The following is a 12,244-nucleotide window of genomic DNA, read 5'->3' as shown; positions in this document are numbered from 1 at the left end:
GAAGGAGTTGCGTGTATTGGAAAACGTTGTACAACGAACTTTAACACTTGATGACATACCCGATCTTATCGCATTGTCAAAAGAGGTCGACTGGCCTGATTACAATGAGGATGAGCTTACATCTCTTTTAACAAACGGATATTTTACAGGTTTTTCAACAACAGATGGACAAGTGATCTCATGTGCGGGACTTTTCCAATATGATAAAGCAGCATCAATTGGTGCCGTTATTGTATCTGAGACGCATCGCGGCTTAGGCCTTGCGCGGAAAATGATTGACACCCTGCTTCGCCGGAGCGATCAAAGTGTTCCTGTCGTTTTAACTGCTACTGTACAAGGACAGCCCGTTTACGAAAAAATCGGATTTCAAACGGCCGGCTATATTCATACATACAAAGCACAGACTACGAATCCATCGGCTTTTCGTGTGTCAGGCGGGATTCACCTTTCTCCTGCTGATGAAGCGGACCTTCCGTCTATTGAAGCACTTGACGAAAAAGGTGCAGGCACCAATCGATCAAGCTTTATAAGAAAGCGAATGGAACGAGCATCGTTCCGGCTGATCGCAAAGAATGAGCATCATGAAACAACTGGATTTGCATTTGGCATCGAAACCCCTGCTAATCTAATGATTGGACCGCTTACAGCAAACGATGAACAAACCGCTCTCTCGCTCATCCAATCACTCATCTCGTCTTATTCAGGGGCAATTCGTTTAGATATGCAGGAAGAAACTGCTGAACGCCTGCATGAAACACTTGTTGAAGCAGGATTTACGAAAACAAACGTAGCCCATTTTATGATGATTCGCGGGAAAGAAAAACTAAATGATCCCGCCCTTTTCTATTTTCTTGCCTCTCAAGCATTTTCTTAAAAAACAAACAAGCTGTAGACACTTAATGTCTACAGCTTTTCTATTACTTCTCCCCAACTGACGAAAGAACATGAGCGAGTGCATTTGTGACCTTCCCATGCTCTGATGCATGCGGGCGGTCATCTCCATCTCCATAGCCATAATCAATCATTCGATTACGATTTAAGCAAAGCTTTGTCAGCTTCGGCTGGAATAGATCAAATAATTCAAAACGGTCTTTTAGCTGCGGAAATTGCTTTTGATACTGCTGAATTTCTTCCGCAAGCAAACGCCAAAGAGTCGTTTCATCTAACAGATTGTGATTGTCTAATACGTTGGATACATAACGCAGATTGCAAATAAATAATCCTGTAAAGATAAATTGTACTAGACCTTCTGGCGGCTCACTGCGCAGCACTTCTTTTAAATCTTCTTCTAATGAAGCTAATTCAGGCAGCGGCTGGTCACTTATATTCACATCATCAACGAAATCTTTGATCGCCAAACGATGCGGCTGATGATTTTTTAACACAAGAATTGTATTTTGCCCATGCGGTGAAAAGACTGTGCCGTATTGATACATAAAGTGCAGCAGCGGCGGCATCACGACATGGAAGAACTTCGCCATCCATTCTTTTGCTGAGAGACCTGATTTTTCAATCAGCTGCTTGATATACGGCTCACCTTCATGATCCTCGTAAGTAAGTGCCGCAAGTGTAACAGGGCTCTCCCCTTCTTCTAAGTACGTATAAATGCTTTCTCTAAAAATGACACCGAGCATCTCAAGATATTGATACGGCGCACCAGGCAGTTTGCTGTAGTATGGATGATCGACATTGATACTTGCATTTTCACCTGGTAAAATGACGCGGCACACATCAGATAAAAATGAGTCTTGATCGGCAATCCCTTTAATATGCGCTGTAATGCGCGGGGCAATGACCGTACGTTCTGATGGGAGTCCACGGTACACGAGCGTATTTAAAATACTCATTGGCAGTTTAATATGATGCTTGTCTTTATTTGAGATATTTGTAAAGGTTCTGATCGACTGCTGCGGGATATATTGATCCAGCCCCTCTCCCAAATACACAATCCGGCGCAAGGCCAAATCTTCAGGGAAATGCTGAATAATCATATGCGTCCACTGCCACTGATGAACAGGCATCATATAATAGTCAGCTGCATTCAGTCCTTCATCCTTTAACACACGCTGAAATTGACGAATCGTGACTTCATCTAATTCTTTGGCGATCACCTGCTCATAGTTTTCATGATCGACTGCATGGAATGTCGCAAGCTCTCTATGTACAGCAATCCAAGACAGCTGCACACATTCCTGCCGTTCTGGTGCATAGGCTAAGTAATCATCATAGCTGAATCCTATACGTCCTTTGTTATACACAATCCAAGGATGGCCTGTCATTTCTCCTTCAATCCATGCATAATCCGTATCTGTCAGTTCATCCGCACGAAGTGCTTTTTTCGACAGCAAATGGACATCAGCTAACAAAGTATGGTGAAGCTCTTTGATAAGATGGCCTGTTGTGTCAGAGGACATTGGGATGATCGGCTGAATGTCTAGTAAAAACACAATGGCACTGACATCCTTTGACCATTTTCCATCTTGACAGCACTCAATTGATTCAGCGATTGTATCAAAACTATCAAACAACCGAGGTTTTGCCAGATAACGATATTTCTTATGTTCGTGAATGGTTAATTCATACTGCGCGATGCCATCCTTACAATCCAGCTCAACAGGATGAAGCATGTCCTCATACATATATTCAGACAGCATTTTAGCCACCATTCGCTGGTTTGCCTTTTTCCAAGCAGCAGGATTCACCGCTTTTTTCAATTCATCTTGTACACTCATCGCTTCATCCTCCTTATCCTTTCATTTCTTCAAATGTGTGTGCGTTCTTGTGTGTACCGAATGTCTGGAAGACGTGCTTTTGATAAAGTGGATACACAGTTTGACGAGCAAGTTCATTGATGATCACACTGTTTCGATAAGCCCCCAGCCCCAAATCTGGTGCGCCGACCCCATGAGTATGAAGCTCTGCATTTTGTACAAAAATATCATTTTCACCCATCGTATTTGTTTTCAAACGATATTCACGTTCAACTTGGAATCTCCCTTGATCATCCCATTGAATGTGATGAGAAATAGGGTTGATAAATGGCGGCAGAACGGATTGGTAGCCAGTCGCCAATACGACAATATCCGTCTCATGTGTAAAGGATTCTTCCTTGACCCATTGCGTGCATGAAAGTGATAACCCGCCCGCTATTTCCTCAATTAAGTTGACCTCTGTCATGGCTTGAAGCACTGTGTTCAGCTGGTTTCCGCAGGCAGAACGTTCATAAAGCAAATGATAAATATCACGAATCATCGCCGAACTGATACCTTTATAAAGCAAGTCTTGCTGTTTTAATAACGCATCCTTTTTGGCTTGCGGAAGCTCATAAAAGAAATCAATGTAGTCAGGGGAGAAATACTCAAGTCCAAGGTTTGAATATTCCATTGGGAAAAATCCTTTTGATCGTGTAAACCAGTGAATATCCTTTGCCTCATCATCTGATAAAATGTCATAAAACACTTCTGCCGCACTTTGACCAGAGCCGATAACTGTGACAGATTTCCCTTTGAAACAGCCTTCTTTTTTTCGTTTTAAATAGTCAGCTGAGTGAAAAAGCTTCTCTCCTAAAGCTGGCTGGAGCGATGCGGGTACCGCCGGCTGCGTGCCAATTCCTAAGACAAGATGTTTGCTTTCAAACACCTCTACAGTTTGGTCCTTTACATGACGGACATGCACTTCATACCGCTTTTCCCCTGCCTTTTCAATCAGTGAGACAGATTCGACGTTCATGCCAAATCGGCAAGAGTCTAACTGGTCAGCGACCCAGCGGCAATAATGACTGTATTCCTTGCGCGGGATATGGAAGTCCTCTAGAAAGTAAAATGAATACAAACGGTTTTGTTCCTGCAAATAGTTGAGAAAGCTATATTTGCTTTTCACATCTGCCATGCTGACAAGGTCCGCTAAAAATGGGACTTGCAGTGTCGTCCCTTCAATGAGCATCCCTGGGTGCCAGTGAAAGGCTTCACTTCTTTCAAAAAACAAAGCGTCGATTTCATTTACCTCTTCAGATAATGCGGCAAGCCCCAGGTTAAACGGGCCAATGCCGATCCCAATTACATCCACTATATTATTTTGCTTGTTGAACCGCGTCATGGTTATACTTCCTTTCGAATCGTTCTCGATCACAAAACATCAAAAGACCTGTTTTATCCGGTAATGTGACTGGTTTTACACGTTCGAAGCCGCATTTTTCAAATACATGAATCATTTTTTCATTGCGAATATCCGGCTCAGCAACGATTTTTTCTGTTCGTTTGTTCTGCTCAAATTGAAATGCTGTCATTGCCTGAAGGAGCGGCGCAGCAAATCCTTTTCCCACATAATCCGGCTCCCCTATTAACAGGTGGATGCCTTGATCATGCGGAGAAGGCTCATAGTAGGATTCAATGATATCCCCTTTCACGTTGTAAGCCTCAAAATAACTCATTGGGGTCCCATCAATCGTGCCTAAATAAAGGGTTTGATGCGGATCATGTATGGCCTGATAAAAATGCTTTTCAAAAGCAGGAAACGGAATATTCAAATGCCAAAATGGGTGAACGTACTCTTCTTGCATCCACTTATGGACAAGCTGGACATCTCTTTCATATTCAGCACGAATAAACCTAATACGATGCCTCATCCAATCAGCGCCTCCTTATGTAAAAAGAGCGGATTCAAGACAGCCGTGTAACGAGATTGTGTTTCCAGAGATCCGGTCAGCTCATCCATATCTTCAAATCGTGTCAGCAAATTCGCTTTTGAAGGAAGTTCTTTTGAGCGGAGAAGGCTGTTAGTCAGATCAGATGCTCCGTATGTCTCCTCATGAGCGAGTAATGTATCTCTCACAAGTGCCAGCAAATCTTCTTCCTTTGCAAGGCCTTCCGTGCCAAAGCCATTAATGAGACCAAATAAATGATTAAAGAAGAAATAATAACGAAGTCTCTCAACGGCTACTTCATCCGCACAAATGGTTTCACTTCTTACGCTCAAGTTTTGAACTAGATTCGCGAGCTTATCCTTTTTCGATTCACTATAATAGTAGCCTTGGTTGTCACGGTAATAGAAGGTCTCTGGATAACCATCCTTCATTTGCACAACAGCATTTTGCTGATGGGCCTCTAGTGCAAGACCATACGTTTCAAACAGCCAGAGCATCGGCTTTAACGAAATAGTCAAATATTGTTTAAACCAATCTTGGCTGACCGCTTCTGTTGACCTGCCTTCTGCGCCTGCAAGTTTATGAATAATTCCTGCTAATCTCGATTTTCCTCCATACGCATGATCCTGACACAGCCCAGCAATTAAGCTTGCGCCTTTTTCACGATGCAAGAATGGATTTTGACGAATGACCACTTCAAAGCCAGATTCCGCTTCATCTCCTCGAATAGAGAGATATGCAGGATCTTCAATGACCCGGAATCCAGAGAATTTTTCATATAAAGAAACGCCTAATTCTGTTTTTAAGATGCGGGACATCTCTACTCCTCGATCCAGTTCCTTTTGTTTATTGATGCGTAACGAGTTTGTAATTTTCACAGGAACAGAGAATTTGAGCATGTAAGCAGAATCCTTTTGATAGACCGTTCTAAAGGATGAGGTCGCTGTGTATTCAGACCCGAGCGGTCCTAAATAAGTCAGTTTCCCCTCCTCTATATAACGCTTCACGAATGTCTTCTCCATGACCACTTTGACTTGCAGCGGATGAATCGGAATGAGCACATATTCTCCGTTTTCTGTTAACCTATTCAGCCTCTCTGTTTCTTCTGGCACCTGACGCGAAAGCTCTTCTAACATGAGGCTTGCCGCAGATTGTGAAATAGACGAATCCTGTAGCACAATCGAATGGTGCGCTTTAAAGTAATGAAGCTGGAAAGCTCCTTTCAGCTCAGGAGAATAGACGGCTTCCTCCTCTTCTGTCATCCCTTGTCTGCTTTTTGGTGTAGGATGTGTTAAATGTCCAAGGAGAAGTGACTGCTCAGCCTCGATGTACTCAAAATCAGCTTGAGATAAAGCAGCTTGATCACTTTCTCTCTCCCGTAAAAATCGTTCAATATTTCGGCAGCTTAAAATGATGCGAAGCATGAATTCATCCTCTGCATCTGTGCGGCCATATGCAATGAGAAGCTCCTTTGAACATAATGCAACAAGTGTCGTGTAATCGACGACCGTTCCCTCTTTTTCGCTGCCACTTGGACGAAAGCGAATCGGAAAATCAAAGAGATGGCGGCCTACAGATGAAAAATATCGGATCGGAATCACAAGCTCAAGGTCTTGCTTTGCTAGTTTTGCCACGAATACAAGCGAACCATCTGCTTTCGTCTCTTTTTTTGCAGATCGGTCGATTCCTGTTTCACGTAAAAAACAGTTTAAAAAGCTTTGCATAGTTGCATTTTCAGCCATTAGTTTATATTGACTCAACGTAGTACCCTCCCGGATTGAATATGAGCGATCCCGATATCAACGATGTCAGAAAGGATTTCCTCAATATGTGTGATTGTCGTTCTCGGATTTAACAAAGTGAATTTTAAGCATGTTTGACCATCCACCACTGTTTTCGCAATGACAGCAGTTCCTGATTTGAATAACGTTCGATGGATGATTTTATTGATGTCATCCGCCCCCTTAAATCGAAACACAACTGCATTGATTTCTGGTTCAGGATTGATCACTTCAAGGTGATCATTTCTCTCGATAAGCGCAGCCACATCCTTCGCAAAATCAATGGTATGGTCAATAATGTCACCAAACCCTTCCTCCCCAATCAGACGAAGAGAAAGAAGCAATTTCAGTGCGTCGAACCGGCGCGTCGTTTGGACAGATTTATGGACAAGATGTAGTATTCCATCCAGTTCATCTTCTTTTGGATTAAGATAATCTGCATGATAATTGATCAAGCCGAAATGTCTCTTATCCTTCAGCAAAAATGCCCCGCAAGAGATCGGCTGATAAAATTGTTTATGAAAGTCAATCGTGATGGAATCAGCAAGCTCAACACCGTCTAATTTATCTCGGTAGTTTTCACTTAATACAAGCGCTCCACCATAGGCAGCATCTGCATGAATCCACAGACCATATGGCTTGACGATGTCATACACCTCTCGAACCGGGTCAATACTGCCAAAATCAGTTGTCCCGCAAGTCGCCACTACCGCAAAAGGCAGGAGATCCTGTTCCTTTAACTCAACAAGTTTCTTCTTCAAATCGTTGAGGTCCATGCGGTGATGCTCATCTGTCTCTACTAGAACAACTGCCTGCTCCCCTAAGCCTAGCTGTGATGCAGATTTTTTCACAGTGAAGTGAGCATTCTTAGAGCAAAGAATTCTCATGCGGTGAGCCTCACTCGGCAAGCCTTTCTGCTGAACATTCCATTGCCATGTGTTTTCACAAAATGCATCTCTTGCAAGCAGCAGTCCCATGTAGTTAGATTGGGTGCCACCGCTCGTAAATGTCCCATCTGCTAGATTTCCATAAGAAAACTTCGCACATAGCCACTTTAAAGTTTCCTCCTCAACCAAAGATGCAATACCGCTTTGATCGAAGGAATCCATTGATTGGTTAAAGGAGCTTACCATCACCTCTGCGGCAAGAGCAGGTATGAGCGGCGGGCAATGCAAATGTGCCAAGCATTTAGGATGCGATACATCAACAAGATGCGGCAAAAGATGCTGCTTTATATCTTGAAAAACAGATTCCATTGATTCGCCAGACGGTTGAAACTGAAATAAGGATTCGACACTAGCCGCTAATTTCCCAGGCAATATTCCGCTGTATGGTCCTTGGTCTTTTTGCCACTGATCCAGTAAGCTGTCGATAGATGTATGAAGAGCCGCTCGGAAGGACTCTCTTCCAAGCTGGCTTTGATTGATAAATAATGAATCCACAGAAGCTTTAGTTGATTGCATCGTAAACGGCCTCTTTGAAAATGGCGATGACTTGTTCAAGCTGTTCTTCTGTCATGATCAATGGCGGTAAGAATCGAATGACGCTACCGAAACGGCCTCCTGTCTCTACAATTAAGCCTTTGTCGAAGCAATTCTTTTGAATGAGACTTGCTAGCTCAGGATTTGCTGGATAACTTCCATCCACATCCTGCTTTTCATTTGGATTGACAATTTCAGCACCAATCATTAATCCTCTTCCTCGAACATCACCGATAGCAGGTACATTTTTTTGAATGTCTTTTAAATAAGCCTGCATGCGATTCCCTAACTGGTCTACATGATCCAGCAGATTGGTTTCTTTTATAAATTTAAGCGTAGCAGTTCCTGCAGCCATCGCCATTTGATTTCCTCTAAATGTGCCAATGTGTGCACCTGGATTCCATTGATCCAAATCTTGATCATAAATCACAACTGAAAGCGGCAGGCTTCCACCAATGGCTTTAGATAATACAATAACGTCTGGCACAATTCCTGCATGTTCAAAGGCAAACATCTTACCTGTTCGACCAATGCCTGATTGAACCTCATCGATAATGAGCGGAATGCCTTTTTCTTTTGTGATTCTTCTCATTTCTTTTATCCATTCAATAGATGCTGGAATTGAGCCTCCCTCACCTTGCACAGCTTCAAAGATCATACCTGCTGGCGGAAGAATACCACTTTCAGGATCATTTAATACACGCTCAATATAAGAACTGGAAATACGGTGTGAATCTTTCCCGCCAATACCAAATGGGCAGCGATATTCATATGGATAAGGCATGAAATGCACATCTGGAATTAACCCTTGCACTCTTTCCTTTGGAGACAAATTTCCACTTAATGACATCGTGCCATGTGTCGCACCGTGATAAGCACCGTGGAAAGAAAGAATGGAACGATTACCTGTCGCTGTCTTGACTAATTTAATCGCAGCTTCTATGGCATCACCGCCAGTTGGTCCACAAAATTGAATTTTCGCTCTCTTTGCAAACTCTTCTGGCAGGTGAGAAAAAATTTCATTCACAAACTCTTCTTTAATTTCTGAGGTTATGTCCAACGTATGCAATGGTCTTTTTTCATGTAGCATACGTTCAATAGCTTCTATAACAACCGGATGATTGTGACCAAGTGCAAGTGTTCCTGCGCCTGCCAGACAGTCATAAAACTCTCTGCCATCTGCATCTGTCACGATCATACCCTCGGCTTTTTGCATGGCTAATGGGAACCGTCTCGGGTAAGACCTTGCATTAGATTCTCTTTGACTTTGCTGCTCTAAAAATTGCTGATTTTTAGAAACGGTTTTGATGGACATAATAAAACACTCCTCCAATTGATAAAGATTATCATTTTCATTTATTAGCCTAGAGGATGTGAGATAGGAAAGTCAATTGTATTCAAAAAGATGATTCAAAAAGCATATGAATGCAATTTTCTCTTTTTAATGAGTATTTTCGAGTAATTTTTACAAACCTTACTGCCATAAGGAGATGGAACGCATGAGACGATTTGATATTGAAAAAAATTACAAATCATTCTTCCTGGTTCATTTGTTCTATTCAATTCAAAGCACTCATTTTATGCAGAAATTTGGATGAAATGAAGGTAGAAAATTGAAGAAATCACACTATTTTTTCTTGATATAAATGGTTTGGATGGTATAATTTCTCTGAAACATAAGGGGATGGAGAGGGGAATTTTGATGATTTTAACAAAGCAAGATCTTCACCATTACTTAACGCAGGATAAGAAAGCATTAGCTATCACGCGCAGAAGGCCAAAATGGTTTGGGGACGATATATGGAAATATCAAAGGTATTTACGAAAATATGAATACTATTCTAATAGCGGTGCTACATTGCGCAAATGGTTTTACCGCTATTTACATAAAAAGAAAGGGATGCAGCTTGGCTTTGATATCCCGATTGGCGTCTTTGGCCCCGGCCTTAGAATCAATCATACTGGCCTCTTAATTGTGAATAAGCACGCAAAAATTGGGGCATTTTGTGATATTCATCAAGGGGTGAATATTGGTCAAAACCATTCCGAAAAGGATGTACCAACCATTGGAGATCACGTATGGATTGGGCCCGGTGCTAAGCTGTTTGGAGACATTTATATCGCAAATCATATCTCAATTGGAGCAAATGCCGTGGTGAATCATTCCTTTCATGAAGAGGAGATCGTTATTGCTGGTGTGCCGGCTCAAAAGGTAAAAGAAAAAGGCCCTTCTTCATGAAGGCGCCTGATAAAAAAGAATTACACCGATTAAAACAGAGATGAGCAGCATGAGATAAAACAAGATGGTTAAAATCAAGATCGTCCAGCCCAGCCCCTTCCTCTCTGTCTTGATCAAATAAATACCGAGTACGATGGTACTAAAAAGCACGCCTAAAATGGCCCACAGCCATTTGTCTTTGTGATGCTTTGGCGCATCAAACCATAAATAGATAGCAACAGCAAGTGAAACGAATAGACCCGTTATTCTCAAGATTAAACTCCCCCTTATTATGTATACGCGCTCTCTATGATGCGTTTGAGTATCCGATGATCAGCAACAGGAAGTAAAAAACATAGACTAGCATAACAATAGAATAGATGATGATGGACACGATCAGAACTGTCCAGCCCAATCCTTTTCTTCCTGTTTTGATGAGGTATATCCCAAATGCAAAGAGCCCGAATAAAAGACCTAAAATAGACCATAACCATTTATTTTTCCCATGTTTTGGTGCATCTATCAATAGATAGATTGCGACTAGAATAGAAACAAACCATCCAGTTATCCAGCCCACATTCTTCTGCCACCCTTCTTCAGTTTATTTCATTATATGATTCTTTTTTCCTAAAAAATAATGATTCAGAGGATATTGCGCGGGAGGCTTCGCCATTCTTCTCTCAGCATTCCGTAGCGCATCGAATCATAATACTCTCCTTGATAATAACGGACCTTTCTCAGTCTCCCCTCAAGGACAAATCCGCATTTCTCTGCGCACCGCATCATCCGTTCATTCCCTGACCAAGTGGTTAGACCAATTCGAGGGATATCAATATGCGTAAATAATACATCAATCCATAGATTTAATGCCTTTGTCCCAACGCCCCCGCTCCAAAAGCGTGAGTCATAAATGACAATGCCGCATTCAAGCCACCGTGTACGTTCATTCTCCCAATAATATGATACGGTACCTTTGATATCACCGTCTATTTCAATACCATATAGCTTTTGGGGAATGGATTCATCCTGTAAGTAACGTTTCTTAAATGCAGAAAGCGGGATTTCGTGTTCATAAAAATAAGGGGCATTCCATTTTCTATAGGACTGGTCTGATGCTTTAAATTTTAAATGCCACACCGTCTCTAAGTCCGTTTCGGTTAATGGACGTATGTTCACAAGCTCTTCCTTTTCACTTTTCATCTGTTCACGTTCCTTTACTTTGTCGTTCTTTTTGCTAAATGACGGTACTCGATCGGCGTCATGCCTTCATTTTGCCGAAACAGCTTAGAAAAATAAGTAGGGTCGTCAATCCCTACATGATCTGCAATAGCAGCGATTTTTTCATTCGTTGAGGCCAGCATGCTTTTGGCTTTTTCGATTTTGAGACGATGGCTGTACTGGTTTGGCGTCAATCCATATACCGTCTGCATACATCTTGTCATGTAGTCAGGATGATAGTGCAGTTTCTCTGCAAGCTGCTCCATGTGTAATTTCTCCATAAAATGATGCTCAAGATAATGAACCACTTCTGATGCGACGGTCTCCTTTGCACTTGGAATATGGAATGCTTCCTTTTGCAGGTGAATGAGCAGTTCCTCAAATAGAAGCTGTTTTTTCAGCGGAAGTTCAGATGCACCATGATTTAGTGCTCTCATCGCTGAAAGGTGTTTTTCTAACACACTTCGTCCTTTCACTTTTCCTAAACGGGGCAGACTAAATTCATAGGTTGCCGGCTTTTCAAAGGTAGCTTGATTTTGTTTCATATCAATCCAATGTTCTCTCAGCCGGTTCGTCAGCTCAAATCGATCAATTGAGAAATGCAGCCATTCATAGTGGGTTTCCTCTTCACATGGCAGATGTCCACCATGAGACAGGCCCGGTGAGAGAATCGTATATTCACCTTCTTTTACATGAAAAGCCTCCTCGCCCTCTGTCATCCATAGTTCACCTTTTGTGACATAGAGCAGATCAAATACAGTGAAGGTTCTTGAGATATGTCTTTCTCCTTGATGAAATACCCCTTTACCTGATGCAATATAAGTAGGAAACGGCGGTACAGTAAATGTAATAAATCGATCCATATTCATCCCCTTATGAAGTCGGATTTCTCCAATAAGTTTCG

Annotated in this window: 12 protein-coding genes; 2 read left to right on the top strand and 10 right to left on the bottom strand. The window is 42.1% G+C overall.

Annotation, left to right across the window (positions count from 1 at the left end; translation table 11 throughout):
- Positions 1–16: 16 nt before the first annotated feature.
- Positions 17–874: a GNAT family N-acetyltransferase gene (locus MHH61_RS14340; protein ID WP_070325692.1), complete on the top strand. Its 858-nt coding sequence runs from the start codon at positions 17–19 to the stop codon at positions 872–874.
- 43 nt (positions 875–917) lie between these two features.
- Here the strand turns inward: MHH61_RS14340 and MHH61_RS14335 are convergent, their stop codons facing one another.
- The 6 genes from MHH61_RS14335 to MHH61_RS14310 are packed head-to-tail and all read right to left on the bottom strand — an operon-like array spanning position 918 to position 9,219.
- Positions 918–2,732, bottom strand: a complete 1,815-nt coding sequence (locus MHH61_RS14335) for an IucA/IucC family siderophore biosynthesis protein (RefSeq protein ID WP_125586517.1) — start codon at positions 2,730–2,732, stop codon at positions 918–920.
- 13 nt (positions 2,733–2,745) lie between these two features.
- Entirely contained in the window at positions 2,746–4,095 is a 1,350-nt protein-coding gene (locus MHH61_RS14330; RefSeq protein ID WP_125586519.1) for a lysine N(6)-hydroxylase/L-ornithine N(5)-oxygenase family protein, read from the bottom strand.
- Entirely contained in the window at positions 4,070–4,624 is a 555-nt protein-coding gene (locus MHH61_RS14325) for a GNAT family N-acetyltransferase (protein WP_024426511.1), read from the bottom strand. The genes MHH61_RS14330 and MHH61_RS14325 overlap by 26 nt, the downstream gene beginning before the upstream one ends.
- Positions 4,621–6,402, bottom strand: a complete 1,782-nt coding sequence (locus tag MHH61_RS14320; protein ID WP_125586521.1) for an IucA/IucC family siderophore biosynthesis protein — start codon at positions 6,400–6,402, stop codon at positions 4,621–4,623. Before MHH61_RS14320 ends, MHH61_RS14325 begins: the two co-directional genes overlap by 4 nt.
- Positions 6,399–7,886 (bottom strand): aspartate aminotransferase family protein, encoded by a 1,488-nt coding sequence (locus tag MHH61_RS14315; protein ID WP_125586523.1) that lies wholly within the window; start codon positions 7,884–7,886, stop codon positions 6,399–6,401. Before MHH61_RS14315 ends, MHH61_RS14320 begins: the two co-directional genes overlap by 4 nt.
- Positions 7,873–9,219: an aspartate aminotransferase family protein gene (locus tag MHH61_RS14310; RefSeq protein ID WP_024425084.1), complete on the bottom strand. Its 1,347-nt coding sequence runs from the start codon at positions 9,217–9,219 to the stop codon at positions 7,873–7,875. The genes MHH61_RS14315 and MHH61_RS14310 overlap by 14 nt, the downstream gene beginning before the upstream one ends.
- Positions 9,220–9,606: 387 nt before the next feature.
- Here MHH61_RS14310 and MHH61_RS14305 point away from each other — a divergent pair, with 387 nt between their 5' ends.
- Positions 9,607–10,143 (top strand): serine O-acetyltransferase, encoded by a 537-nt coding sequence (locus tag MHH61_RS14305; protein ID WP_039177702.1) that lies wholly within the window; start codon positions 9,607–9,609, stop codon positions 10,141–10,143.
- Here the strand turns inward: MHH61_RS14305 and MHH61_RS14300 are convergent.
- From MHH61_RS14300 to MHH61_RS14285, 4 genes are all read right to left on the bottom strand, one after another.
- Positions 10,138–10,395: a hypothetical protein gene (locus tag MHH61_RS14300; RefSeq protein ID WP_039177699.1), complete on the bottom strand. Its 258-nt coding sequence runs from the start codon at positions 10,393–10,395 to the stop codon at positions 10,138–10,140. The genes MHH61_RS14305 and MHH61_RS14300 overlap by 6 nt on opposite strands.
- Before the next feature lie 34 nt (positions 10,396–10,429).
- Positions 10,430–10,699, bottom strand: coding sequence for a hypothetical protein (locus MHH61_RS14295; protein WP_039177697.1), 270 nt, complete (start codon positions 10,697–10,699; stop codon positions 10,430–10,432).
- A gap of 65 nt (positions 10,700–10,764) precedes the next feature.
- Entirely contained in the window at positions 10,765–11,322 is a 558-nt protein-coding gene (locus MHH61_RS14290; protein WP_125586525.1) for a GNAT family N-acetyltransferase, read from the bottom strand.
- 14 nt (positions 11,323–11,336) lie between these two features.
- A complete protein-coding gene (locus MHH61_RS14285) occupies positions 11,337–12,203 on the bottom strand; it encodes an AraC family transcriptional regulator (RefSeq protein WP_024426517.1) in 867 nt (288 codons plus the stop codon).
- Between the last annotated feature and the right edge of the window lie 41 nt (positions 12,204–12,244).

The organism is Bacillus sp. FSL K6-3154, from assembly GCF_040869395.1.
GTDB classification, from domain to species: Bacteria; Bacillota; Bacilli; order Bacillales; family Bacillaceae; genus Bacillus; species Bacillus safensis.
This window is presented reverse-complemented; position numbering and strand designations above follow the sequence as displayed.